Genomic DNA, 25051 nt, shown 5'->3' on the forward strand with positions numbered 1-25051 from the left:
GCGCCGAATCATGACGTCTCCGCTCATTCTCACTGCTGCGCCTGCCGATGCGCTGATCGACGTGCCGCGCCACCTCGTGGTGCGCGGCGCGGCGCCAGGGACGCACGTCACGCTCGCCGCTCGCACGCCGCGGGCGGGCGGCGTGCTCTGGCAGGCCGAAGCCACGTTCGTTGCCGATGCCGAGGGTGTCGTCGACCTCACGCGCGACGCCCCGGTCAGCGGCAGTTATCGGGGCGTGTCGCCGATGGGACTCGTCTGGTCGCAGGTGCCGGAGGACGGCAAGAGCCGCGACGTGTTCCCGCAACCAGTCACCGCACCGCTCGTCACCACCGTGACGGCACTCGTCGCCGGTGATGGCGGCGAGGCGATTGCGCCGTCGAGCGTGTCGTTCACCCAGCGCCTCGCCGCCGACGGCGTGACGCGGCGCGACGTGCGCGAGGATGGGCTCGTCGGCACGTTGTATCTGCCGCCAGGTGACGGGCCGTTCCCTGCCGTCATGATCCTCAACGGGTCCGGCGGCGGCATCAACGAACCGCGTGCGGCGCTCTATGCGTCGCACGGCTACGCGGCGTTCGCCCTCGGCTACTTCAAGGGGCCGGGGCTGCCCGACTACATCTCCAACACGCCGCTCGAGTACTTCGCGAAGGGCATGGACTGGCTGCGCCGCACGGTGCGCCCGGCGCATGACTTCGTGGCGCTCTCCGGACAGTCGCGCGGCGGTGAGCTGGTGCTGCTGCTCGGCGCCACCTTCCCCGAAGCGGTGTCGGCGGTGATCGGCTATGTGCCGAGTGCGTTGATTCACAGCGCGCAGAACGCCTGCGATCCGGCCATTGGCAGAGAGGGGCCGACGTGGCTGCTCGACGGCAAGCCGTTGCCGCACATCTGGGAGAACAACCGTACGGCATCCTGGGCGCCATTCGACGAGGGGCCGCCGCCGCATCGTCACACCAAGGCAATGCTGACCGCGCTGGATGATGTGCAAGCCGTTGAGCGGGCGCGCATCCCCGTCGAGAAGATTCGCGGGCCCGTGATGCTGCTCTCCGCCGAGGACGACGGCTCGTGGCCGTCGAGCCGGTACTCGCGAATGGTGACGGAGCGGCTGGCCGCACATTCGCATCCGCATCCGGTCGAGCATCTCGATTTCGAGAAGGCCGGGCATGCCATCGTGTTTCCGTATGTGCCGACGACGCAACTCGTCTACGCGCACCCGGTCTCCGGCAAGATCAGCACCAGCGGCGGACAGCCGGACGCCAACGCCATCGCCGACGAACGTTCGTGGAGCGCCGTGCAGGCCTTCCTCGCGCGCGCCGTGGCAGCGCATGCTCAATCACAAGGACAATCATGACCGCCAATACCCAGTACGACATCGCCAATGATCTCGTCGACCGCGTCGCAGGTCTGGCCGCCGGCACGGCGACGCATACCTTGCGTCACGCGCGCGACAAGGTCGCCGCCGCTACGCAGGGCAGCTATGACGGACTCTTCGACGCGAAGCTTGAAGGGCTCTCGCTCGTGGAGCGTCTGCTCGTTGCGTTGTATGCGAGCCGTCTGACGCCTTCGCCGTCGCTCGCCGCGCACTATCGCGCCGAGCTCGCCAAGCATGCGGTCGATGCTGCGCAGTTGAAGGCCGTCGAGTCCGGTCAGCCGGAGGATGTGGCGGATACGCGTCTGCGCGCGATGCTGACGTTCACGCGAACGCTGATCGAAAATCCCGTGGAGGGCGACAAGGCCGCGCTGCACAAGCTGCCCGCAGCGGGACTCACGACGCCGGCCATCGTTGCGCTCGCGCAATTGATCGCGTTCCTGTCGTACCAGACGCGTCTGGTCGCAGGTCTTCAGGCCCTCAAACAACTGGCTCCGCAGGAGACGACAGCATGAGCGACATCATCCGTTCGCACGGTTTCACCAACGAGACGCTCGACTGGGATGCATGGCTCGACGTCGTGACACTGGAGAGCGCCACGCCGGAGCAGATTGCCGTGCTCGAAGAGAGCCATCCGAAAGCCAAGACATCGGACTATTACCTCTTCCTCGTGCATCAACCCGAGATCCTGCGTCAGCGCTCGGCGGCATTCAACGCGATCATGTATGCGCCGGGCGGCATGCCGCGCGCCGAGCGTGAGCTTTCGACGACCGTTGTCTCGCGTATCAATGGCTGTGTATATTGCGCGTCGGTGCACGCACAGCGCTTCGAACAGTTGGCCAAGCGCAACGACGTAATCCGCGAAGTGTTCGACGATCCGCGTACCGCCGGTACGACACCGCGTGAGAAAGCCATTGCGCAGTTTTCGATTGCGTTGACGGAGAAGCCTGGCGATGTGCATCCTGAACAGTTGCAGACCCTGCGCGACGTTGGATTGACGGACGCGGAAATCCTCGATCTCATCCATTCCATCGCCATCTTCGCTTGGGCGAATCGGCTGATGCTCAACCTCGGCGAGCCGGTGTTTCCCGAGACGGTGGCTGGGTGACGCTGGACTTGTCAGAAGTCGTGGGCATTGGTTCACATTGCCGCTGATCGGACGGAAAGAGCTGAGAAGAAAAGCGTGGTCTGCCTGGACCGCGCTTTTTTATTTATTAGTCGTTGTGCGGCGCGTTGACGCACGTGCAGACGATGAACGTTGAATATCGACGGCAAGGCAAGTTCGCCCCCACGGGAATCGTCGGCGTGATCCGTCCGAGCACTTGCAAACCGATGGTGTACGCTTGAGCGAGTCCGTCCGATCTCGGTAGATATCTGCAATGACGCCCATTTCAGTCACCATACGTCCCATCGAACTCCATGACATAGCCTCTTGGGGCTCGCTCAGGCACCAGCTCTGGCCCCACGCGTCACCGGCCGAACACGAACGCGAAATCACGGAGATACTGTCGGAGCCGAATCGTTATGCGGCTTTTATTGCGATTTCTCAGGAAGGTCGGGCGTTGGGATTTGCTGAGGCAGCGATACGGCAGGATTACGTCAACGGGTGCGACACGTCGCCAGTCCTGTTTCTCGAGGGCGTTTACGTCGCGCCTGACGCCCGCCGTCGGGGTGTCGCGAAAGCGCTGTTCGGAAGGGTTGAGCAGTGGGGCGCCCTGCGGGGATGTGAAGAATTCGCGTCCGACACCGATGTGGCCAACATTGATGTCCAAACATTGCACCGGGCACTCGGCTTTGAGGAGACCGAACGCGTGGTGTTCTTCCGCAAACGCACGCTAAAAGGTACGTCTGATTGATTCTGTTGGGCGACGCATAAATTCCGCCCCTGGAAAGCAAAAACCCCTTGCTACGAGCGTAGCAAGGGGTTTTTAAGGGGAGCCTGACGATTACCTACTTTCACACGGGAATCCGCACTATCATCGGCGTGGAGTCGTTTCACGGTCCTGTTCGGGATGGGAAGGGGTGGTTCCAACTCGCTATGGTCATCAGGCATAACTTGTATGTTCCGCTGAGGCGCTCAGCGAAACCAATTCGGAAGAAGCGTAGTACAACATATTGGGTTGTGACTGGTATCGGCACAGCGATACTCACACCAGGAAAACACACTGGTTATAGGATCAAGCCTCACGGGCAATTAGTATCAGTTAGCTTAACGCATTACTGCGCTTCCACACCTGACCTATCAACGTCCTGGTCTTGAACGACCCTTAAGGGGAATCGAGTTCCCAGGGAAGTCTCATCTTAAGGCGAGTTTCCCGCTTAGATGCTTTCAGCGGTTATCTCTTCCGAACATAGCTACCCGGCGATGCCACTGGCGTGACAACCGGTACACCAGAGGTTCGTCCACTCCGGTCCTCTCGTACTAGGAGCAGCCCCCTTCAAACTTCCAACGCCCACGGCAGATAGGGACCAAACTGTCTCACGACGTTTTAAACCCAGCTCACGTACCTCTTTAAATGGCGAACAGCCATACCCTTGGGACCGGCTACAGCCCCAGGATGAGATGAGCCGACATCGAGGTGCCAAACACCGCCGTCGATATGAACTCTTGGGCGGTATCAGCCTGTTATCCCCAGAGTACCTTTTATCCGTTGAGCGATGGCCCTTCCATACAGAACCACCGGATCACTATGACCTGCTTTCGCACCTGCTCGACTTGTCAGTCTCGCAGTTAAGCACGCTTTTGCCATTGCACTATCAGCACGATTTCCGACCGTACCTAGCGTACCTTCGTACTCCTCCGTTACACTTTGGGAGGAGACCGCCCCAGTCAAACTGCCTACCATGCACTGTCCCCGATCCGGATCACGGACCTAGGTTAGAACCTCAAACAAGCCAGGGTGGTATTTCAAGGACGGCTCCACAGAAACTAGCGTTCCTGCTTCAAAGCCTCCCACCTATCCTACACAGACCGGTTCAAAGTCCAATGCAAAGCTACAGTAAAGGTTCATGGGGTCTTTCCGTCTAGCCGCGGGTAGATTGCATCATCACAAACACTTCAACTTCGCTGAGTCTCGGGAGGAGACAGTGTGGCCATCGTTACGCCATTCGTGCAGGTCGGAACTTACCCGACAAGGAATTTCGCTACCTTAGGACCGTTATAGTTACGGCCGCCGTTTACCGGGACTTCAATCAAGAGCTTGCACCCCATCATTTAATCTTCCGGCACCGGGCAGGCGTCACACCCTATACGTCCACTTTCGTGTTTGCAGAGTGCTGTGTTTTTATTAAACAGTCGCAGCCACCAGTTTATTGCAACCCCTTCACCCTTCTGGCGCAGGCCAGTCAAGCTACAAGGGCGTACCTTATCCCGAAGTTACGGTACCAATTTGCCGAGTTCCTTCTCCCGAGTTCTCTCAAGCGCCTTAGAATACTCATCTCGCCCACCTGTGTCGGTTTGCGGTACGGTCTCGTATGACTGAAGCTTAGAGGCTTTTCTTGGAACCACTTCCAATTGCTTCGCGAACTAGTTCGCTCGCCCCACAGCCTTGAATTACGCGCCCGGATTTGCCTAAGCGCCTTCTCCACTGCAGGGACCGGGACTTCCAACACCCGGACAACCTTCCGCGATCCGTCCCCCCATCGCATCATACGACGGTGCAGGAATATTAACCTGCTTCCCATCAGCTACGCATCTCTGCCTCGCCTTAGGGGCCGACTCACCCTACGCCGATGAACGTTGCGTAGGAAACCTTGGGCTTACGGCGAGGGGGCCTTTCACCCCCTTTATCGCTACTCATGTCAGCATTCGCACTTCTGATACCTCCAGCAACCTTTACAAGTCACCTTCACAGGCTTACAGAACGCTCTCCTACCATGCGAGCAAGCTCGCATCCGCAGCTTCGGTATATTGCTTAGCCCCGTTACATCTTCCGCGCAGGACGACTCGATCAGTGAGCTATTACGCTTTCTTTAAAGGGTGGCTGCTTCTAAGCCAACCTCCTGACTGTTTTAGCCTTCCCACTTCGTTTCCCACTTAGCAATATTTAGGGACCTTAGCTGGCGGTCTGGGTTGTTTCCCTCTTGACACCGGACGTTAGCACCCGATGTCTGTCTCCCGTGATTGCACTCTTCGGTATTCGGAGTTTGCTATGGCGAGGTAATCCGCAATGGACCCCTCAACCATGACAGTGCTCTACCCCCGAAGGTGATACACGAGGCACTACCTAAATAGTTTTCGGAGAGAACCAGCTATTTCCAAGTTTGTTTAGCCTTTCACCCCTATCCACAGCTCATCCCCTAACTTTTCAACGTTAGTGGGTTCGGTCCTCCAGTACGTGTTACCGCACCTTCAACCTGGCCATGGATAGATCACTTGGTTTCGGGTCTACACCCAGCGACTGAACGCCCTATTCGGACTCGCTTTCGCTACGCCTTCCCTATTCGGTTAAGCTCGCCACTGAATGTAAGTCGCTGACCCATTATACAAAAGGTACGCCGTCACCCCTTACGAGGCTCCGACTGTTTGTATGCATGCGGTTTCAGGATCTATTTCACTCCCCTCCCGGGGTTCTTTTCGCCTTTCCCTCACGGTACTGGTTCACTATCGGTCGATTACGAGTATTTAGCCTTGGAGGATGGTCCCCCCATCTTCAGACAGGATTTCACGTGTCCCGCCCTACTTTTCTCAAGCTTAGTTCCACACCAGGGTTTTCTCATACGGGGCTATCACCCACTATGGCCGGACTTTCCATTCCGTTCTGATAACACCGGTGCTAAATCTTGAAGGCTGGTCCCATTTCGCTCGCCACTACTTTGGGAATCTCGGTTGATTTCTTTTCCTGCAGCTACTTAGATGTTTCAGTTCGCCGCGTTCGCTTCGCTAGACCTATGGATTCAGTCTAGGATGACCCAAAGGGCCGGGTTTCCCCATTCGGACATTTGTGGATCAATGCTTATTTGCCAGCTCCCCACAACTTTTCGCAGGCTATCGCGTCCTTCGTCGCCTGTAATCGCCAAGGCATCCACCACATGCACTTATTCGCTTGACCCTATAACGAGAATGTCTCCCCGTTACAGGTTGAGTTTTCGCGTGTCGGTCCACGTTAGTGCTTTAGCACTTACGTGGAGCCCACACATCGCGTGTGTGCCGTATTCCAAGTCATCTTTCGATCACTTAAATACTGGTTGATACAATCACAACCCGTACAATTTCCACGCGCCATCTCTAACGCGCTTCCGTTGTACTTCTTCTTCCAAATTGTTAAAGAACAAATACTGCATGACATGACTGTCATTCAAAAGCATTCACATTCAGGGATTTACTTCAGAAGTACCACTGAGATAACTTGCTTTTGACTGACATCGATGCGATCCAAGATTTTGGTGGAGGATGACGGGATCGAACCGACGACCCCCTGCTTGCAAAGCAGGTGCTCTCCCAGCTGAGCTAATCCCCCAATCAAGCCGATTACCACTACTCGACTTGGTCAGGCGGTGGTGTAAAGCTTGGTGGGTCTGGAAGGACTTGAACCTTCGACCCCCGCCTTATCAAGACGGTGCTCTAACCACCTGAGCTACAGACCCGACTTAGATCTACGCAGTCAACAACCGATAAGCGTGAACACTCAACTTCCAGTGCATGCTCTAGAAAGGAGGTGATCCAGCCGCAGGTTCCCCTACGGCTACCTTGTTACGACTTCACCCCAGTCATGAATCCTGCCGTGGTAAGCGCCCTCCTTGCGGTTAGGCTACCTACTTCTGGCAAAACCCACTCCCATGGTGTGACGGGCGGTGTGTACAAGACCCGGGAACGTATTCACCGCGACATGCTGATCCGCGATTACTAGCGATTCCAGCTTCACGCAGTCGAGTTGCAGACTGCGATCCGGACTACGATCGGTTTTCTGGGGTTAGCTCCACCTCGCGGTTTGGCAGCCCTCTGTACCGACCATTGTATGACGTGTGAAGCCCTACCCATAAGGGCCATGAGGACTTGACGTCATCCCCACCTTCCTCCGGTTTGTCACCGGCAGTCTCCTTAGAGTGCTCTTGCGTAGCAACTAAGGACAAGGGTTGCGCTCGTTGCGGGACTTAACCCAACATCTCACGACACGAGCTGACGACAGCCATGCAGCACCTGTGTTACGGCTCTCTTTCGAGCACTCCCACCTCTCAGCAGGATTCCGTACATGTCAAGGGTAGGTAAGGTTTTTCGCGTTGCATCGAATTAATCCACATCATCCACCGCTTGTGCGGGTCCCCGTCAATTCCTTTGAGTTTTAATCTTGCGACCGTACTCCCCAGGCGGTCAACTTCACGCGTTAGCTACGTTACTAAGGAAATGAATCCCCAACAACTAGTTGACATCGTTTAGGGCGTGGACTACCAGGGTATCTAATCCTGTTTGCTCCCCACGCTTTCGTGCATGAGCGTCAGTATTGGCCCAGGGGGCTGCCTTCGCCATCGGTATTCCTCCACATCTCTACGCATTTCACTGCTACACGTGGAATTCTACCCCCCTCTGCCATACTCTAGCCTTGCAGTCACGAATGCAGTTCCCAGGTTAAGCCCGGGGATTTCACATCCGTCTTACAAAACCGCCTGCGCACGCTTTACGCCCAGTAATTCCGATTAACGCTCGCACCCTACGTATTACCGCGGCTGCTGGCACGTAGTTAGCCGGTGCTTATTCTTCCGGTACCGTCATCCCCCCGAGGTATTAACCCAGAGGTTTTCTTTCCGGACAAAAGTGCTTTACAACCCGAAGGCCTTCTTCACACACGCGGCATTGCTGGATCAGGCTTGCGCCCATTGTCCAAAATTCCCCACTGCTGCCTCCCGTAGGAGTCTGGGCCGTGTCTCAGTCCCAGTGTGGCTGGTCGTCCTCTCAGACCAGCTACAGATCGTCGCCTTGGTAGGCTTTTACCCCACCAACTAGCTAATCTGACATCGGCCGCTCTTGTAGCGCGAGGCCCGAAGGTCCCCCGCTTTCCTCCTCAGAGCGTATGCGGTATTAATCCGGCTTTCGCCGAGCTATCCCCCACTACAAGGTACGTTCCGATGTATTACTCACCCGTTCGCCACTCGCCACCAGGTGCAAGCACCCGTGCTGCCGTTCGACTTGCATGTGTAAGGCATGCCGCCAGCGTTCAATCTGAGCCAGGATCAAACTCTTCAGTTCAAACCTGTTACTGTTTTCGGTTTTTCGCGATAAATCGCTAGAACCGGTCGCTCTCAAAGTAGGCTGACAAGTTAATTGCTTAACTTACCTTTTACTATGTGAGCCTCAATAAATTTAAAGCCAATCTGCCGAAGCAGACGCACCATTCATCGAGTGCCCACACTTATCGGTTGTTCAATTTTTAAAGATCAATCGCAGCCACTTCGCGAGTCGCCAACTTACCGCGCCACCGCTTCGTTTTCTGCGTCGCTGCATCAGCAGCAGAGAAGTGAGATTATGTCGCACATCCTCGTCGTCGTCAACAGTTTTTTTCGCGCTTTCCGTTCGTCGCCGTAGCCACTCACTCGCTCAAAATCCTGTAACCACCGGGCTTTTCAGCCCATTCGCTTCAACCGCTCCACCGCTTGCGCTGCGGCGCCGTCGTTGCGAGAGACGAGATATTAGTCACCTTCACCCAACTGCGCAACCCCTTTGTGAAACTATTTTGAAGATGCGCCATTTTTCTGCGCATTGTCCCGCGATCCCGGTCTTCAGTTCTCTTCTATATATAAAAGAAACATGAACTCCACGCCGGGCAACTCGCCTTTGGCAAAATAGCGCGATGAACACAGCTCTCTCTCCCGACACTTCGGGCCAGGCCCATCCCTTCTCGGCTTTGCTGCCCGACACCGTCGTCACTGCCGTCGAACAACTGGGCAGCTACAGCGACGGGCGTCTGCTTGCGCTCAACAGTTACGAAAACCGCGTCTATCAAATCGGGATGGAGGACGGCCCGCCATTGATCGCGAAGTTCTACCGACCGAATCGCTGGACGGACGACGCCATTCTCGAAGAGCACGCCTTCACACAAGCGCTGGCCGATCGCGAGATTCCGGTCGTTGCACCACTCGCGATCAATGGCAGGACGCTCCATCTCTACGAAGGCTTTCGCTTCGCACTCTTTGCGCGACGCGGCGGCCGCGCTCCTGAATTGCAAGACCCCGATACGCTCAACTGGCTCGGCCGCTTCCTGGGACGCATTCATGCCGTCGGTGCAACGCAGCCCTTCCATCATCGTTTGACGCTCGACCCAGCGAGCTACGGGCGCCAGCCCGTGGAATACCTCTGGCAGAGCGGCCTGATCCCCGCCGACCTGCGCGACGCCTGGCGCAGCATTGTGGATCTCGCGCTCGCAGGCATCGAACGGTCATATGAGCGGGCGGGAGACGTGAAACTGCTGCGCGTCCACGGCGACTGCCACGGCGGGAACGTGTTGTGGACCGATGCCGGGCCGCACTTCGTCGACTTCGACGACACGTGCATGGCACCGGCCATGCAAGACCTCTGGATGCTACTGTCGGGGACTCGCGCCGAGATGACGGCTCAGCTCGACGAAGTGCTCTCCGGCTACGAGGACTTTGCCGACTTCAATTCGCGCGAACTGCACCTGACCGAAGCGCTGCGCACGCTACGCCTGCTGCACTACAGCGCCTGGCTGGCACGTCGATGGGACGACCCCGCCTTCCCCGCCGCTTTCCCATGGTTCAACACGCAACGCTACTGGCAGGACCGCATTCTGGAGTTGCGCGAGCAGGTCGCCCTGATGGATGAGCCCCCGCTTGTCTGGCGCTAGATGTCGCATTCGCGCCGGCTTCGGGGCATCCCGCGCTCACCACCATCGCCACATGGCGAAGGCGAGCGCGGCGGCCACGCACCACTCGGCGGCCGACCCGGTCGTCACATACAACGGCGAGCGAAATCGTGTGCGCAACGGCCAGCACAGCGGCACGCCCGACGGCGTCAGCCAATCCGCCAGCAGATGCGACAGATAGCCGGCACACAGCGCGAGCATCCACGGCGGCACTCGTCCCCAGCCATGGAGGCACGCGAGGATGGCCAGCACGGGCAGCAGAAGCGAATGCGTCATGCCGCGATGGCCGAAGACACCCGAAATCGCGAGCGACAGCGGCGCGATACGCCGACCCAGCAGGCTCTTGGGATGATCGATGTCGGGCAGCAATGCGCCAACGAGCGTCAACGGCCATGCGTGAACGCTGGCGGCCCAGCCGGTGCGATGCATCAGCCAGGTGGCGCCGATGCCGAAAATGAGATGACTTCTGGCTTGCATGGCGTATATGCGTCGACGAGCCCTCGCGCGCAACGTGAAAGCGATGACGATCGCCATCACCCCCATACAGCGCGTCGAAAACCACATTGTCCGCATCTTGAACGGGGGGCGAAGTCTACCACCGCGCCCGCCCGCAGCACACTCGCTCCGGATGCATGCCAAACAACAGCACACACGGAAGTGCAACGCACGCCCACACACAGAAATACGACACTTTCCAGCCCGCTGGTTGACGGTGTCACATGCGCCCCGTACGATCCGCCCCACAGATTTTCCGGCTTTCGCATTGGGACGCTCACAACACCCAGCCAGCACGAGGGAGTTTTTCGATGAAGAAGATGCTGCTTCTGACCGCCGCCACGCTCATGCCGTTGGCCGCGCACGCGACAAACCCACTCGTCACGGACGACACCGGCACCCAGGACACCGGCAACTGGCAGCTCGAGCTCAACAGCGAGTGGATCACGCAGCCGAGCGCGCGCCAGCAGCAATGGACGAACACGTTGACCTACGGCGTGCTGCCCAATCTCGACGTCGCGATTCAGGCCCCCTACCAGCGCATGCGCCCCGATGGCGATGGCTGGACGAGCGGTTTCACCGATTTGCAGTTGCAGGCGAAATGGCGCTTTCTCGAAGGCGAGACATGGAGTCTTGGCCTCAAGCCCTTCGTTTCGCTGCCGACGGCCAGTACCGACCGCGGTCTCGGCAACGGCCGCGCCACGACCGGCGCGAACCTGCTGCTGCAGTACAACCTCGATCGCTGGACGTTCCTTGCCAACGTCGGCTACACCTGGAACAACAACAGCATTGGCAACCGCCAGAGCCTGTGGAGTGCGTCGACGGCCGTTCTGTTCAGCGTGACGGACACCGTTCGCCTGGTCGCCGACATCGGTCTGGCCACCAACCCCGACACCACCACGCAAACGAAGCCGGCCTATGCGCTGGTCGGCGCCATCTACAGCCCGACGAAAGATCTCGACCTCGACGTCGGCTACAAGCGCGGCCTGAACCCCGCCTCGCTGGGCCACTCGGTGCAGGCCGGCGTCACCATTCGCTGGTAGACGCACGACAGGACAGACGGATGGATGGACGGGCAGACAGCCGCCGCCCACGCGACGGCCGCCCGCACCGCCAGCCATACACTTCACATCGGCGCAAACAACAACGCGTCAACAGCAAGCCTGATGCCGCACCTTGCAGGTCTGCAGCACCTCATCGGGCGGACGAAGCCACCAATCCTGCGACGAGAAGATCTCGACTTCGTGCATGCCTTCGTACCCCTGCGCCTCGACGAGCGCGCGCGCGGCGGGAATGTCGATGACGCCGTCGCCCATCATGCCGCGATCGAGCAGCAGATCGCGCGTGGGCACACGCCAGTCGCAGATGTGGAACGCGAGCAAGCGCTTCTTCCCGGCCCGGGCGATCTGCGCCGGCAGTTGCGGATCCCACCACACGTGATAGAGATCGACCGCGATCCCCAATCCCTCGTCGCCCAGTTCGTCGCACAGATCGTTGGCCTGCGCCATGGTGTTCACGCAGGCGCGGTCGGCAGCGTACATCGGATGCAACGGCTCGATCGCCAACGGCATGCCGACCCCGCGCGAGTAGTCGAGCAGTTCGGCAATCCCGTCGCGCACCTGCGCACGCGCGCCGGCGATGTCCTTCGAGCCGACCGGCAAACCGCCGACGACCAGCACGAGACACTGCGCCCCCACGGCAAGCGCCTCATCGACCGCACGCCGGTTGTCGTCGCGCGCCGCCTGTCGCCCGGCCGCGTCCGCCGCGGGGAACATGCCGCCGCGGCAATAGCCGGTGACGGTCAGATCGTGCGCACGAATTCGCCGCGCCGTCTCCGCCAGCCCGAGTTCCGCCACCTGGTCGCGCCACGGCGAAATGCCCCGAATGCCGTGCCGCGCAATGCCGTCGATGATGGCGTCGAGCCGCCATTGCTGGCGCACCGTCGCCGTATTGATCGACAGTTTCTCCGCCGGCGGCGGCACGTAGCCCCGCGCCTCCCCCGTCCCTCCCTTCATCGCCGTGCTCATGCTTCCACCCCGTTCACCGCCAGCCAGAGCTTCATCCGATAGGCGGCCAGCGCGGGATCCTCGATCAACTGCGCGGCAGTCGCCAGCCGGAACAACTCGCAGTAATGCCAGAGGCTGCGCGCGCTCTGTTGGCCACCGACCATGGCGAAATGATCCTGATGTCCGTTGAGCCAGGCCATGAAGACGACCCCCGACTTGTAGAACCGCGTGGGCGCCGCGAAGATATGCCGCGAGAGCGGCACGGTCGGCGCCAGAATCGCGTCGAACGTTGCCCGATCGCCACGCCCCAGTGCATCGAGCGCCGCGGAGGCGGCGGGCGCAATGGCATCGAAGATGCCGAGCAGCGCATCCGAATATCCGTGTGCATCGCCAGCGATCAGTTCGGCATAGTTGAAGTCGTCGCCCGTGTACATGCGAACGCCCTTGGGCAAGCGACGCCGCATGGCGATTTCCTTGTCCTTGTCGAGCAGCGAAATCTTGATGCCGTCGACTTTCCCGGGCTGCGCCTCGATCACTTGCAGGCAGACATCCATCGCCCGATCGAGATCGCTGTGTCCCCAATAGCCCGCCAGCGCCGGATCGAACATATCGCCGAGCCAGTGCAGAATCACCGGCTCGCGCACCTGCCGCAGAATCCGCTCGTACACGCGCAAATAGTCCTCCGGCCCCGACGCGGCCGCAGCCAGCGCGCGGCTTGCCATCAGGATGATGCGCCCGCCCGCGGCCTCCACCGCGCCGACCTGCTCCTCGTAGGCGCGAATCACGTCGTCGACCGTGAGCCCGGGCGCAGGCGCCAGATGGTCCGTCCCCGCGCCGCAGGCGATACCTGCGCCGGGATGCCGCCTGGCCTGCGCTACGCTGCGCCGGATCAGTTCGAGCGACGTCGGCCAGTCGAGGCCCATGCCCCGCTGCGCGGTATCCATCGCCTCGGCCACGCCGAGTCCCAGCGAGAACAGACGTTCGCGGTAGGCCAGCGTGGCGTCCCAGTCGATGGCGGCCGTCAGCCACGGGTCGGCCGTCGAGCGCGAATCGGCCACCACGTGGGCGGCGGAAAACGCGATGCGATTCATCTTCGGCGACGGCTTCGCTTGCCACGTGCGTTCGGTACGCACGGTGAATGGCGCGAGTTGCCCGTCACGGTCGATGAGCTTGAGTGTCGGCGCCATGACTCACGCTCCTTCGCGGCCGGAGAGTTCCGGCACGTCTAGCCAGCGGCGCTCGCGCCAGCTTTGCAGACCAAGCTCCACGAGCTGCACCCCCTTGGCGCCTTCAAGCAGGTTCCACTTGAATTCGCCCTCGCCCGCCACGTGGCGCAGGAACAGTTCCCATTGCACCTTGAACGCGTTGTCGTAGACCGTGGTGTCCGGCACCTTGACCCAGTCGTCGAAGAAGTCGTGCGTCTGACGCACGTCCGGGTTCCACACCGGCTTGGGCGTGTTCACGCGCGACTGGGTCCAGCAGTCGGTCAGCCCCGCCACGGCCGAACCATGCGTGCCGTCGACCTGGAACGTGACGAGATCGTCGCGACGCACACGCACGCACCACGAACTGTTGAGCTGCACGATCACGCCGTTCTCGAGTTCGAACGTCGCGTAGGCGGCATCGTCGGCCGTCGCCTTGTAGGGCTTGCCCTGCTCGTCCCAACGCTGGGGGATGTGCGTCGCACCCAGGCACGACACGCTCGTCACCTTGCCGAAGACGTTATCGAGCACATAGCGCCAGTGGCACAGCATGTCGAGAATGATGCCGCCGCCGTCCTCGCTGCGATAGTTCCACGACGGACGCTGCGTCGGCTGCAGATCGCCTTCGAAGACCCAGTAGCCGAATTCGCCGCGCACCGACAGTACCTGACCGAAGAAACCCGCGTCGTTGAGCAGTTGCAGCTTGCGCAGCCCGGGCAGCCAGAGTTTGTCCTGCACCACGCCGTGCTTGACGCCCGCCGCCTGCACCGCGCGATACAGATCGAGCGCTTCGGCGAGATTCGTCGCCACCGGCTTTTCGCAGTAGATGTGCTTGCCCGCCTGCACCGCACGCTTGAGCAGCGCGGGGCGCGCCTGCGTGGTGGCCGCATCGAAGAACACCGTGTCGTCGGGATTCGCGAGCGCCTTGTCCAGATCGGCGCTCCAGCGCTCGATGCCGTACTGTTTGGCGAGTGCGGCGATCTTCTCGGCGTTGCGACCGACCAGAATCGGGTCGGGCATGAGACGGTCGCCGTTCGCCAGCGTCACGCCCCCTTGTTTGCGAATCTCCACGATGGAGCGGATCAAGTGCTGGTTCATGCCCATGCGACCGGTCACGCCGTGCATAATGATGCCGATTCGAAGCGTTGCCATTGCGTAATCTCCTGTGACTTCCCTTGTAGCGATGCCCTTTCGAGTGCCGTCGGCACGTCGTCGTCCGAAACGGTCCGGGGTTGGCCATCGAAACTCCCGAACCTCATTTAAATTTCGTATACCTAATTGTTTTCGATAGCCTCGACCATTGAATCCACCCCCTTCCCCCGTTCAGTGCGCCGCCATTGCTTTCAATGCCGCCCAGGCCGGCATCGCGTTGCTGGCAAAGCCGACGCCATGGAGATCGTCGAGCGCGATATCGCCTTCGGTCACGCGCAACCGCAGCGCCCCGCCGCTGCCATCGACGCCTTCGCTTCGCGTCTCGCGCCATTCGTACAGCGCCGGGTGTCCGCTCGCGAATGAGCGCTGCTCCCCCACATCGACGCCGGGCATGCCGGCCACATAGTGATGCCCGTTGCGCTCGATGTGCGTCACGCCCAGCAGCGCGGCCAGCGCCAGGTCCTGTTGCACGGCAAGTCCTGCCTGGCAGGTCAGATCCTCCGCCGTCATGAAATACCGGCGCATCCCCGCCTGAGCGTTCCAGTGCTCGCAACGCGCGCGGTTGAGAATCGACTTGTAGAGTCCCTTGCAACTCTTGCTCGACACGGCGCGATAGCCGAGCTCGCGGGCACGAACGAACGCGTCGAGCGTGTCGTCGGACTCGTCGATCATCATCGGCACCGTGCTCGCGAGCGGGCCGAGCGGGTGACGCAACGCCACGGCGCGCGCCAGTGGTTGCTCCACGTACCGCACGCGGCGCACCAGATCGGCGAGTCGCGCGTCGCGCTCGATGGATCGCCAGAAAGCGAGGAACGCGCCGGCGTCGGCGTACTGCTCGTTGCCGTCGAGGGTGACGCGATACGCCGGACAGCGCACCTCGAGCAGCGAGGCGATCTCGGTCAGACGATCGCGGTCCTGCCGCGGATCGCCGCCGAGCTTGAGCTTGAATTCGCGTGGACGACAGGCGCGCACGACGGCGTCGAGCGTGGCGGGCAGGCCATCGTCAGGAAGCCCGGGCGCCCTGTCATCGGCAATGATATCGGCCATACCGACGGTGTGACGCAGCGCCAGCGAGCGCATCGGCCGCAGATCGGCCAGCATGGCGTCGATGTCGAAACCCTCGAGATCGGGCGCGAGCCGCGTGCGGCCGACGCCGGGCACGTTGCGCCGCATCGCCTCGAAGAACGACACGTTCAGCGCACGGCAAACGCCGTCGAGCACCGCCTTGTCGATCTGCGCCTGTCCGAACGACGCCACCAGTGGGTTCAGGCCCAGCGTCGCCGCCTCACGCAGTTGCGCCGGATACTGACGCTCGAAGCGCCCGAAGGCCGTACCGGGCGCGTCGTCGTCCAGTGCGAGCCGGCGCGCCAGCCGAAGCGACGCGCGCAACTGCTCGGTGTTTTGCGCCTGCGTGAGTTCCGGCGACTTGTCGAACCACTTCGGCACCATCAGTTCGGCACTCGCACCGACGGCTTCCCGGCCGTCTAACAGGCGCACGCCGACGCGCACGAACGCCTGCGTCGCGTGGCGCAACGTGACCGCGCCGAAGCGAAACGGCAGCCGCAAGGCGACGTCGCGCTCGAACAGTTCACAAAACGTCAGGGTGAGTTTGACCGCTGACATACGTCAGTCCCCAGGAAATGGCTGTCGTAACCGGATCGCCACGAGGGCGGGTGCAAGCAGTGAGGCGGGCGCTGCCCGCTGGCGTCACTCGTCGAGATTCCCCTGTGCGTAGAAGTGCGAGCGGATCTGACGCGTCAGGCGCGCGAACGCCGGGTCGCCCATCACGTCGAGCCCGCGCGGACGCGGCAGCTTCACGTCGTAGATGGCGGCGATGCTGCCTGGGCGCTCCGACATCACGACCACACGGTCCGACAGGAACACCGCCTCCGGAATGCTGTGCGTAATGAGCAATACGGTCTTGCCCGTGGACAACCAGATGCGCTGCAGCTCCAGGTTCATCTTTTCCCGCGTCATGGCGTCGAGCGCACCGAAGGGCTCGTCCATGAGCAGGATCTTCGGGTCGTGCACCAGCGCGCGGCAGATGGCGGCGCGTTGCTGCATGCCGCCCGAAAGCTGCCACGGCAATTTGTGCGCGAAATCCGTGAGCCCCGCCATCTCGATGAGCGCCTTCGCGCGCGGCAGATAGGTCGCGCGATCGAGCTTGCGGACCTCGATCTGCAGCATGATGTTCGACAGGATGTCGCGCCATGCGAGCAACACGGCGCTCTGGAACACCATGCCGATATCGTCCGGTGGACCGTCGACCGGCTTGCCGTTCACGATCAATCGCCCTTCGGTCGCGGGCAGCAGCCCCGCGGCAATCTTCAGCAGCGTGCTCTTGCCGCAGCCACTGGGGCCGACGATCGACACGAACTCGCCGGGCGCGACATCGAGCGAGACGGGATCGAGCGAGCGCACCGATCCCTCCTTCGTGTCGTATGTCTTGGCGATGCCGTCGAAGCGGATCATCGGCTCGACGCGCGAGGGCTCTCCGTGCATCCCGGATGCTTCGGGGACTTTCACCGGCACCGGGGGCAACTCGGTCAGCACACGTTCCACGGGGCGATTCATTTCGGCACGAACTCCAGCGAGTAGTAATCCTCGGCCTTGCCGGCCGTGGCCGCGTCCACGCCACCGTACTTGACCATCAGGTCGAGCGTGGCCGCCATGTCCTTCGGATCGAAGCGCAAAGCGGGCAGGTTTTGGGTGCTGGCCGTGTGCAGCAGAGGAATCGTAGCCTCCCAGCTCTTCGCCAGCGTCTCGGGCTTGCCGGCCTTCGGATTGATCTTGAGCATGGCGGCCACGGCGTCCTTGGGCGACTGCGTCGCGGCCTGCACCGACTTCGATGCCGCACGCAGGAAGCGACGCAGCAGATCCGGGTTCGACTTGAGCATTTCCTTGCGTGCGATGATGCCGCCGTTGACCGGATTCACCCCCGAGTCCGCGAACAGCAGCGCGCGCACGGGCTTGCCGGTGATCTCCTCGATGATCGGCTTCTGGTCGTTCACGTTGCCGAGCAGCAGATCGGCGCGACCGTTGACCACCGCGTTGCGCTTGGTGGTCGCGTCGCCGGACACGGGCTTGTAGTCCGCGTCGCCGAGTCGATTCGCCTTGAGGTAGACCGGCCAGAGTTGCGAGAGCGAGTCGCCGGGCGTCATGGCCACGGTGCGCCCCTTGATGTCGGCGGGCTTCACGATGTTCTTCTCGGCGAAGCCCATCACCGATGCCGGACTCTTCTGCAACATCACCCCGACGGTCACGACCGGCGCGCCTTTCGCGGCGGCCTTCATCATGGTGCTGACGTCGGCATAGCCGAGCGTGGTCGAGCCGGCCGCGACCGCTTGCACCGTGACGGCCGAGCCACGCCCTTCCTGGATGTCGAGATCGATGTTCTCCGCTGCGAAGTAGCCGCGCTCGATGCCGAGGTAGAACGGCGCGTGCTCGCCGTAGGTGTACCAGTTGAGCATCAGCGTGACCTTGTCGCGCGCCTGCGCGGGCGACGCCATGCCGAGCGCGATGACGGCACCGGCGGCGAGCGTGCCGACGCAACGCATCAGGTATCCAAAGTCCGGAATGGGCAAAAGACGAGGCGCGAGGCGTGTCAGGGGTGTCAGGGTTTTCAGACGTGTCGGGCGGGCCGCCGGGCGGCGAAGCGGGCGTGCGGCCGATCTTGGCGCCGATATCCATCGCGACACGATAGCGTGCCACGCGTCCATTCGAGTCATGCCAGTCTCCTTGTGTCGTTCTTCTTTCGGGGGGATGCGGCGAGCCACGCCCGATCGAATCAGGCAGGCTGCGGCGGAATCGGAATGCGGGAGCGTTGCGCGACGGCGCGGCGCTCAGGTACTGACGTAGTCGTCGCGATGCGAGGCGTGCCACGGAATCATCACGCGCTCGACCCTGTCGACGAGCACGAACAACACCACGCCGACAAGCGAGAGCAGGATGAGCGCCGCGAACATCAGCGGCAGATCGAAGTTGCCGTTGGCCACTTGCAGCACGTAGCCGATGCCCGAGTTGGCGCCGACGAACTCGCCGACCACGGCGCCCACGACGGCGAGCGTGACCGACACTTTCAGGCCACTGAAGATGCTCGGCAGCGCGAACGGCAGGCTGATCTTGAGAAACGTCTGCAGACGGCTCGCCTTCATCGAGCGCACCAGGTCGATCATGTCGCGATCGACCGACTTGAAGCCCATCACCGTGGACACGACGACCGGGAAGAAGCCGAGCAGAAACGCCGTGACGATCTTGGGCACGATGCCGAAGCCGAACCAGACCACGAGCAGCGGCGCGATCGCGATCTTCGGGATCGACTGCGAGAAGACGAGCAGCGGGTAGACGTAGCTCTCCACGAGCCGCGAGTACGCGATGACCATCGCGAGCGGCACGCCGATCAGGGCCGAGAGGAGGAAGCCGCCGACGGTGGCGTAGGTTGTCACCAGCGTCTCGCTCCAGAGCTTGGGCCAATCGACCACGAGCTGACGGATCACGACAAGCGGATCGGGAACAAGATACGGCTTGATGTGGAAAAGCTGAATGACCAGTTCCCAGCCAACGATGATGAAGGCGATCAGGGCGATGGGCCGGAATGCACGAGACTCGAATACCTTACGAACCAACGGTGTCGCTTGCGCCATGAGTTGTCTCCATCCTTGGCGAGGTACGGCCGGTCGTGCGCGAGATCACGTCTCTCGCATCGCCGGCATGTGATGTAAGCGCGCTTCGTGTTTTGTTACCAACTGGTTAATTATCTTAGGCAGGCGAAATTGGGCTGTCAACGGTCGGACATCAAAAAATCAACCGATCAGTAGATACCCCAAGACCATGTCGATCATGTGCTGCAGACGTTCGAGCCGCGCCTTGGGCGTGGCCAGATCGCGTCCGAAGACGGTGCACAGCGTGGCGTTGTTCGACAGGTAGAAGTAGCCGAGTGCGGCGATGGAAATATAGAGTTGAAGCGGGTCGACGCCACCGCGAAAGAGCTTCTCCCGATGTCCGCGCGCGAGGATTTCGCCGAGCGTATCGATCAATGGCGAGTTGAGCGAGCGGATATCGGTGGAACGGCGCAAATGCTGCGCGTGGTACAGGTTTTCGCTGTTCAGGAGCGAGAGAAACTCGGGGTGTGCGAGATAGTACTCCCACGTGAAGGTGACGAGCGCCCGAATGGCGTCGATGGGCGGGAGATCGAGCAGACGCAGTTCGGCTTCGGCATCGCGAATGCCGCGATAGGTGTCTTCCATCACGGCGAGAAACAGCTCGTCCTTGCTCTTGAAGTAGTAGTAGAGCATGCGCTTGTTGGAGCCGGCGCGCTCGGCGATGGCCTCCACGCGCGCACCTTCGTAGCCGCGCAACGAAAATTCGTCGCGCGCGGCGGCAAGGATCTGCGCCCGCGTGCGATCGGCGTTTCGCGTGGCGCGCGTGACTTGAGAATCGTTCGGCATGAGCGACCTTAATTAACTGTTTGGTAACACAAATACTAAACCAGGGGATTCGACAAGTGAAGCGTCGGCATACGATGCGTCCGCGCGGGAGGCGGTGAAAATGCACGCGACACGCATGATTTTCGGAGAGCCGATAAAGTTAATGTCATAAATGCTTGACACAATGCGTAGAATACCCGTACTATTCTTCTTCTCAGACGCGGGGTGGAGCAGTCTGGCAGCTCGTCGGGCTCATAACCCGAAGGTCACAGGTTCAAATCCTGTCCCCGCAACCACAGATATCTGCTGGCCGACCGCTACTTGTAGCGCTCGGCCAGTGTCACATTTGGCGTGGCAGATTGGGCCCGGATTTTTTGGCCCGGATTTCTGCGCCACGCAGTTCGAGTTCTACCTTCCCAATGCAATGATGTACGCGGGTCTCCGCCTCACGCGGATTTCCGGGTGGGCTTTGTCCGGCGCAAGCGTGCCGTTTCCTGCCTGAACGATCCCGGAAACCTTGCCGTTCACATGGAAGGCGCACCAGCCTTGCGGTGGAGCCGGGCCTCGCCGGCCCGGCTCAGACTGCCGTCCGCGCGAAGATAATTTTTCAGTGCCGAAGCGGGGACATTGTCCCGTCTGGCCATGGCATCGAGCCCACCCGCGGCATCAATTCCCGCTTTGCCGAGATCCTTCCACGCCTGCAACATGGCATCGGTGATCTTCGCTTTGCTGTGCGAGTTGAGCCGGTCTTCGCCGCGCTGGGTCAGTCGGCCATCGGCATGAAGGTAATTTCTCAGTGCCGCAACCGCGACGTTGTCCCGCCTGGCGACACCGTCGAGCCCACCCTCGGTATCAACCCCCGCCTTGCCGAGATCCTTCCACTTCTGCAACAGGGCGTCGGTGATCTTCGTTTTCCCACTGGGGGCGAGTCGATCTTCGCCGCGCGGGGTCAGGCGGCCGTCTGCACGAAGGTAGTGTTTCAGCGCCGAAACCGGGACATTGTTCTCCCTGGCCAGACCATCGAGCCCGCCCGCGGCCTTGATCCCCGCCGGGCCGAGGTCCTTCCATGTCTGCAACATGGCCTCGGAGATCTTCGCTTTCCCATCCGGGTCGAGCCGGTCTTCACCGAGTTGGCTCAGACTGCCGTCTGCACGAAGGTAGTGTTTCAGTGCCGAAACCGTGACATTGTCCTGCCTGGCCACACCCTCGAGCCCGCCCGCGGCCTTGATCCCCGCTTTGCCAAGATCCTTCCACTTCTGCAACAGGGCGTTAGTGACCTTCGCTTCGCCGCCAGGGTTGAGCCGGTCTTCGCCGGCCTTGGTCAGACGACCGTCGGCACGAAGGTAATTTTTCAGGGACCCAAGCGGAACACCATTCCGTCTGGCCACACCGCCGAGCCCCCCGGCGTTCTCGATCCCCGCCTGACCGAGGTCCTTCCACGCCTGCAACATGGCGCTGGTGATATTCGTTTTCCTGAGCGAGTCGATCCGGTCTTCGCCACACTTGGTCAGGCTGCCGTCGGCATGAAGGTAGTTTCTAAGTAACACAACCGAGACATTTTCCCGCTTGGCCAGACCGTCGAGCCCACCCGCGGCATCAATCCCCGCTTGGCCGAGGTCTTTCCACGCCTGCAGCATGGCGTCGGTGATCTTCGCTTTCTTGTCCGAGTCGAGCCGGTCTTCGCCGTGCTGGCTCAGTCGGCCATCGGCACGAAGGTAATGTCTGAGTGTCACCGCCGGGACATTGGCCCGCCTGGCCAGACCGCCGAGCCCACCCGCGGCCTCGATCCCCGCTTGGCCGAGATCCTTCCACGCCCGCAACATGGCGTTGGTGATCTTCGTTTTCCCGCCCGGGTTGAGCCGGTCTTCGCCAACCTGGCTCAGGCGGCCATCGGCACGAAGGTAGTGCTTCACCGCCGCAGCCGCGACATTCTCCCGTCTGGCCAGCCCGTCGAGCCCACCCACGGCCTTGATCCCCGCGTTGCCGAGGTCTTTCCACTCCTGCAACATGGCGTAGGTGATCTTCGTTCTCCCACCCGGGTTGAGCCGGTCTTCGCCGCGCTGGGTCAGTCGGCCATCGGCATGAAGGTAATTTCTCAGTGTCGCAGCCCGGACATTGTCTCGTCTGGCCACACCGTCGAGCCCGCCCGCGGCCTTGATCCCCGCTCGGCCGAGAGCCTTCCACCTCTGCAACATGGCCTCGGTGATCGTCACTTTGCGCGGGTCGAGCCGGTCTTCGCCAAGTTGGCTCAGGCGGCCGTCGGCACGAAGGTAACTTTTCAGTGTCACCACCGAGACATTGTTCTGTCTGGCCAGGCTATCGAGCCCACCCGCGGCCTCGATCCCCACTTGGCCGAGATCCTTCCACGCCTGCAACATGGCGATGGTGACCTTCGTTTTCTTTCCCGGGCTGAGCCGATCTTCGCCGAACTGGGTCAGGCGGCCGTTGGCACGAAGGTAATTTCTCAGTGCCGCAACCGGGACGTTGTCCCGCCTGGCCAGCCCCTCGAGCCCGCCCTCGGCCTTGATCCCCGCTTTGCCGAGATCCTTCCATGTCTGCAACATGGCGTCGGTGATCTTCACTTTCCCGCCCGCCGCGCCAGTCTCCTGTCGAGGGATTTTGGCCGGGGACGGCGTTGAAACGGCATCCTCTCTCTCGCTTGCCTCCTGGGGCGCCGAACGCTTTTCCGCCCCACCGTTCGAGATGATTTCCGATGTTGCGGGCGAAAGCGGTCGTTGGGAGGAGCTCGACGGCATGGCGAGCCGCACATCGGCCTGATGCACCGCGTGCACATTGGCAGCCAGCGCAGCAGGCGGCCGTTCATTGCGTCGAAGCTGCGCAGGCGTTGATACAGTCACCGGGGACTGGGAACTCGTGGCTCCAATGCTGGAAACTCGATCCATGGCTTCACATATCCGTGTTGTATTTGCTCGCCATGGACCCACCGAACGCTCGCGCAAGCGCCGCGACCTCCGCATCGATCATCGATTGGAATTTACGTTTCGTCGTCATATCGATTTACCTCGCGTCGGTTGGCTGTGCGTCAGCCTTGCGAAGCCGCTTCTCGCCGATCGGGGTCAAGCTGCCGTCGGCACGAAGGTAATTTTTCAGCGCCACGGCAGCGACGTTGGCCCGCCTGGCCACACCGTCGAGCCCGCCCTCGGCCTTGATCCTCGCCTCGCCGAGGGCCGCCCACGCCTGCAACATGGCGTCGGTGATCTTCGCGTTCCCGTCCGGGTTGAGCCGATCTTCGCCGCGCTGGGTCAGGCGGCCATCGGTACGAAGGTAATTTCTCAGCGCCCCAGGCCGAACATTGGCCTGCCTCGCCAAAGCAAGGTACCCTCCCGCTTCCTCGATCCCCGCCTTGCCGAGGGTCTTCCACCTCTGCAGCATGGCGTCGGTGATCTCCGCTTTCTTGCGCCAATTGAGTCGCTCTTCGCCGCGCTGGGTCAGGCTACCGTCGGCACGAAGGTAACGTCTCAGCACCCCAGCCGGGACGTTGTGCCGCCTGGCCACACCGTCGAGCCCGCCGGCGGCCTCAATTCCCCCCAGGCCCAGAGTTGCCCACTCCCGCAACATGGCGCCGCTGATCTTCGCCGTCCTGCGAGGGTTGAGCCGGTGTTCGCCGCGCGGGGTCAGGCTGCCATCTGCGCGAAGGTAATTTTTCAGTGCCCCAGCCGGGACATTGTGCAGTCTGGCCAGACCGTCGAGCCCACCTTCAGCCCCAACACCCGCTTGGCCGCGAGACTTCCACATGCGCAACATGGCGGAGGTGATCTTCGCTTTGCCACTCGGGTTGAGCCGATCTTCGCCGGTCTGGCTCAGGGTGCCATCTGTGCGAAGGTAATGTTTCAGTGCCCCGACGTGGACATTGTGTCGCCTGGCCACACCGTCCAGCCCACCCGCGGCCTTGATCCCCGCTTGGCCGAGATCCTTCCACTCCTGCAACAGGGCATCGGTGATCTTCGCTTTCCCGCCCGTATTGAGTCGGTCTTCGCCGTGCAGGGTCAGGCTGCCGTCGGCATACAGGTAACGTCTCAGCGACGCTAGCGGGACATTTTCCAGCCTGGCCACACCGCCGAGCCCACCCGCGCGCTCAATCCCCTCCAGGCCGCAGGTCGACCACCTCCGCAACATGGCGTCGGTGACCTTCGCCTTCCCGCCCGCCTCGAGCCGTTCTTGGCCTCGCTGGGTCAGGCTGCCGTCGGCACGAAGGTAATTTTTCAGCGCCACAAGCGCGACATGGTGCCGCCTGGCCAGACCGTCGAGCCCACCGGCGGCCTCAATCCACACTGGACCGAGGGCCGCCCACGTCTGCAACAGGGCGTCTGTGATCTTCACTTTCCCGCTCGGGTTCAGTCGATCCCTGCCGAGTTGGGTCAGGCTGGCGTCGGCATGAAGGTAGCTTTTCAGTGCCTCAGCCGGGACATTGTGCCGTCTGGCCAGACCGTCGAGCCCACCCGTGGTCTCAAGCCAACCCGGGCCGAGGGCCGCCCATATCTGCAACATGGTGTCGGTGATCTGTACTTTCCCGTCCGGGTGAAGCCGGTCTTCGCCGGGTTCGCTCCGGTCCCTTTCTGCATAAAGATGACTT

18 protein-coding genes, 3 tRNA genes and 3 rRNA genes are annotated in these 25051 nt (G+C 61.5%); 8 read left to right on the top strand and 16 right to left on the bottom strand.

The window, feature by feature from the left end; genetic code table 11:
- Positions 1-10: 10 nt before the first annotated feature.
- From RO07_RS18935 to aac(6'), 4 genes are all read left to right on the top strand, one after another.
- Positions 11-1345, top strand: coding sequence for an acyl-CoA thioesterase/bile acid-CoA:amino acid N-acyltransferase family protein (locus tag RO07_RS18935; RefSeq protein ID WP_039404855.1), 1335 nt, complete (start codon positions 11-13; stop codon positions 1343-1345).
- Positions 1342-1878 (top strand): CMD domain-containing protein, encoded by a 537-nt coding sequence (locus RO07_RS18940; RefSeq protein WP_039404857.1) that lies wholly within the window; start codon positions 1342-1344, stop codon positions 1876-1878. The genes RO07_RS18935 and RO07_RS18940 overlap by 4 nt, the downstream gene beginning before the upstream one ends.
- Positions 1875-2471 (top strand): peroxidase-related enzyme, encoded by a 597-nt coding sequence (locus RO07_RS18945; protein WP_039404858.1) that lies wholly within the window; start codon positions 1875-1877, stop codon positions 2469-2471. Before RO07_RS18940 ends, RO07_RS18945 begins: the two co-directional genes overlap by 4 nt.
- 271 nt (positions 2472-2742) lie before the next feature.
- Positions 2743-3219 (top strand): aminoglycoside 6'-N-acetyltransferase, encoded by a 477-nt coding sequence (aac(6'), locus tag RO07_RS18950; protein ID WP_039404859.1) that lies wholly within the window; start codon positions 2743-2745, stop codon positions 3217-3219.
- An 81-nt stretch (positions 3220-3300) separates the two neighbouring features.
- Here aac(6') and rrf read toward each other — a convergent pair.
- The 5 genes from rrf to RO07_RS18975 form a co-directional block, all read right to left on the bottom strand.
- Positions 3301-3413: ribosomal RNA gene (gene rrf / locus RO07_RS18955) — 5S ribosomal RNA — on the bottom strand.
- Between the two features lie 123 nt (positions 3414-3536).
- A 23S ribosomal RNA gene (locus tag RO07_RS18960) occupies positions 3537-6414 on the bottom strand.
- Positions 6415-6746: 332 nt separating this feature from the next.
- Positions 6747-6822: transfer RNA gene (locus RO07_RS18965), tRNA-Ala, on the bottom strand.
- 50 nt (positions 6823-6872) lie between these two features.
- Positions 6873-6949, bottom strand: a tRNA-Ile gene (locus RO07_RS18970).
- 64 nt (positions 6950-7013) lie between these two features.
- Positions 7014-8546: ribosomal RNA gene (locus RO07_RS18975) — 16S ribosomal RNA — on the bottom strand.
- Together the 16S, 23S and 5S rRNA genes with 2 tRNA genes alongside form the textbook arrangement of a ribosomal RNA operon.
- Positions 8547-9147: 601 nt before the next feature.
- Here RO07_RS18975 and RO07_RS18980 point away from each other — a divergent pair.
- Positions 9148-10158: a serine/threonine protein kinase gene (locus tag RO07_RS18980; protein WP_039404860.1), complete on the top strand. Its 1011-nt coding sequence runs from the start codon at positions 9148-9150 to the stop codon at positions 10156-10158.
- 36 nt (positions 10159-10194) lie between these two features.
- On the opposite strand, the gene RO07_RS18985 is transcribed toward RO07_RS18980, so the two are convergent.
- Entirely contained in the window at positions 10195-10653 is a 459-nt protein-coding gene (locus tag RO07_RS18985; RefSeq protein ID WP_039412871.1) for a metal-dependent hydrolase, read from the bottom strand.
- Positions 10654-10982: 329 nt separating this feature from the next.
- Here RO07_RS18985 and RO07_RS18990 point away from each other — a divergent pair, with 329 nt between their 5' ends.
- Positions 10983-11714: a transporter gene (locus tag RO07_RS18990; RefSeq protein WP_039404861.1), complete on the top strand. Its 732-nt coding sequence runs from the start codon at positions 10983-10985 to the stop codon at positions 11712-11714.
- A gap of 108 nt (positions 11715-11822) precedes the next feature.
- On the opposite strand, the gene RO07_RS18995 is transcribed toward RO07_RS18990, so the two are convergent.
- The 8 genes from RO07_RS18995 to RO07_RS19030 form a co-directional block, all read right to left on the bottom strand.
- Positions 11823-12686 (bottom strand): sugar phosphate isomerase/epimerase family protein, encoded by an 864-nt coding sequence (locus RO07_RS18995; RefSeq protein ID WP_052267420.1) that lies wholly within the window; start codon positions 12684-12686, stop codon positions 11823-11825.
- An 8-nt stretch (positions 12687-12694) separates the two neighbouring features.
- The gene (locus tag RO07_RS19000; RefSeq protein ID WP_039404862.1) at positions 12695-13864 is read right to left on the bottom strand and encodes a dihydrodipicolinate synthase family protein; all 1170 of its coding nucleotides are present in this window, start codon (positions 13862-13864) and stop codon (positions 12695-12697) included.
- Between the two features lie 3 nt (positions 13865-13867).
- Positions 13868-15031: a Gfo/Idh/MocA family protein gene (locus RO07_RS19005; RefSeq protein WP_039404863.1), complete on the bottom strand. Its 1164-nt coding sequence runs from the start codon at positions 15029-15031 to the stop codon at positions 13868-13870.
- 171 nt (positions 15032-15202) lie between these two features.
- Entirely contained in the window at positions 15203-16654 is a 1452-nt protein-coding gene (locus RO07_RS19010) for an enolase-like domain-containing protein (protein WP_039404864.1), read from the bottom strand.
- A gap of 84 nt (positions 16655-16738) precedes the next feature.
- The gene (locus tag RO07_RS19015; protein WP_418303725.1) at positions 16739-17503 is read right to left on the bottom strand and encodes an ABC transporter ATP-binding protein; all 765 of its coding nucleotides are present in this window, start codon (positions 17501-17503) and stop codon (positions 16739-16741) included.
- A gap of 98 nt (positions 17504-17601) precedes the next feature.
- On the bottom strand, positions 17602-18588 hold the full coding sequence (locus RO07_RS19020; protein WP_115089068.1) for an ABC transporter substrate-binding protein: 987 nt from the start codon (positions 18586-18588) through the stop codon (positions 17602-17604).
- Positions 18589-18873: 285 nt separating this feature from the next.
- Positions 18874-19674 carry an ABC transporter permease gene (locus RO07_RS19025; protein WP_039404866.1) on the bottom strand — a complete coding sequence of 267 codons (801 nt, stop codon included), beginning with the start codon at positions 19672-19674 and terminating at the stop codon, positions 18874-18876.
- A gap of 159 nt (positions 19675-19833) precedes the next feature.
- A complete protein-coding gene (locus RO07_RS19030) occupies positions 19834-20478 on the bottom strand; it encodes a TetR/AcrR family transcriptional regulator (protein ID WP_039404868.1) in 645 nt (214 codons plus the stop codon).
- 198 nt (positions 20479-20676) lie between these two features.
- Here RO07_RS19030 and RO07_RS19035 point away from each other — a divergent pair.
- Positions 20677-20753, top strand: a tRNA-Met gene (locus tag RO07_RS19035).
- 228 nt (positions 20754-20981) lie between these two features.
- Here the strand turns inward: RO07_RS19035 and RO07_RS19040 are convergent.
- Entirely contained in the window at positions 20982-23021 is a 2040-nt protein-coding gene (locus RO07_RS19040) for a hypothetical protein (RefSeq protein ID WP_147284613.1), read from the bottom strand.
- Here RO07_RS19040 and RO07_RS26145 point away from each other — a divergent pair.
- Positions 23020-23235, top strand: coding sequence for a hypothetical protein (locus tag RO07_RS26145; protein WP_147284612.1), 216 nt, complete (start codon positions 23020-23022; stop codon positions 23233-23235). The two genes, RO07_RS19040 and RO07_RS26145, sit on opposite strands and share 2 nt — an antisense overlap.
- A 240-nt stretch (positions 23236-23475) precedes the next feature.
- On the opposite strand, the gene RO07_RS19045 is transcribed toward RO07_RS26145, so the two are convergent.
- On the bottom strand, positions 23476-24966 hold the full coding sequence (locus RO07_RS19045) for a hypothetical protein (RefSeq protein ID WP_147284611.1): 1491 nt from the start codon (positions 24964-24966) through the stop codon (positions 23476-23478).
- Positions 24967-25051 lie beyond the last annotated feature (85 nt).

Origin of the sequence: Pandoraea pulmonicola (genome assembly GCF_000815105.2) — a bacterium.
In the GTDB taxonomy this organism is placed as follows: domain Bacteria; phylum Pseudomonadota; class Gammaproteobacteria; order Burkholderiales; family Burkholderiaceae; genus Pandoraea; species Pandoraea pulmonicola.

Excerpts from the sequence above, each read along its gene's own strand:
- RO07_RS18940 (WP_039404857.1), top strand. The coding sequence starts at position 1,342 with ATGACCGCCAATACCCAGTACGACATCGCCAATGATCTCGTCGACCGC.
- RO07_RS18985 (WP_039412871.1), bottom strand. The coding sequence starts at position 10,653 with ATGCAAGCCAGAAGTCATCTCATTTTCGGCATCGGCGCCACCTGGCTG.
- RO07_RS19010 (WP_039404864.1), bottom strand. The coding sequence starts at position 16,654 with ATGTCAGCGGTCAAACTCACCCTGACGTTTTGTGAACTGTTCGAGCGC.
- RO07_RS19005 (WP_039404863.1), bottom strand. The coding sequence starts at position 15,031 with ATGGCAACGCTTCGAATCGGCATCATTATGCACGGCGTGACCGGTCGC.
- RO07_RS19045 (WP_147284611.1), bottom strand. The coding sequence starts at position 24,966 with ATGTTGCAGATATGGGCGGCCCTCGGCCCGGGTTGGCTTGAGACCACG.
- RO07_RS18935 (WP_039404855.1), top strand. The coding sequence starts at position 11 with ATGACGTCTCCGCTCATTCTCACTGCTGCGCCTGCCGATGCGCTGATC.
- RO07_RS18945 (WP_039404858.1), top strand. The coding sequence starts at position 1,875 with ATGAGCGACATCATCCGTTCGCACGGTTTCACCAACGAGACGCTCGAC.
- RO07_RS18990 (WP_039404861.1), top strand. The coding sequence starts at position 10,983 with ATGAAGAAGATGCTGCTTCTGACCGCCGCCACGCTCATGCCGTTGGCC.
- RO07_RS18980 (WP_039404860.1), top strand. The coding sequence starts at position 9,148 with ATGAACACAGCTCTCTCTCCCGACACTTCGGGCCAGGCCCATCCCTTC.
- RO07_RS19000 (WP_039404862.1), bottom strand. The coding sequence starts at position 13,864 with ATGGCGCCGACACTCAAGCTCATCGACCGTGACGGGCAACTCGCGCCA.
- RO07_RS19015 (WP_418303725.1), bottom strand. The coding sequence starts at position 17,503 with ATGATCCGCTTCGACGGCATCGCCAAGACATACGACACGAAGGAGGGA.
- RO07_RS19020 (WP_115089068.1), bottom strand. The coding sequence starts at position 18,588 with ATGCGTTGCGTCGGCACGCTCGCCGCCGGTGCCGTCATCGCGCTCGGC.
- RO07_RS19025 (WP_039404866.1), bottom strand. The coding sequence starts at position 19,674 with ATGGCGCAAGCGACACCGTTGGTTCGTAAGGTATTCGAGTCTCGTGCA.
- RO07_RS19040 (WP_147284613.1), bottom strand. The coding sequence starts at position 23,021 with ATGTTGCAGACATGGAAGGATCTCGGCAAAGCGGGGATCAAGGCCGAG.
- RO07_RS26145 (WP_147284612.1), top strand. The coding sequence starts at position 23,020 with ATGGCGTCGGTGATCTTCACTTTCCCGCCCGCCGCGCCAGTCTCCTGT.
- RO07_RS19030 (WP_039404868.1), bottom strand. The coding sequence starts at position 20,478 with ATGCCGAACGATTCTCAAGTCACGCGCGCCACGCGAAACGCCGATCGC.
- RO07_RS18995 (WP_052267420.1), bottom strand. The coding sequence starts at position 12,686 with ATGAAGGGAGGGACGGGGGAGGCGCGGGGCTACGTGCCGCCGCCGGCG.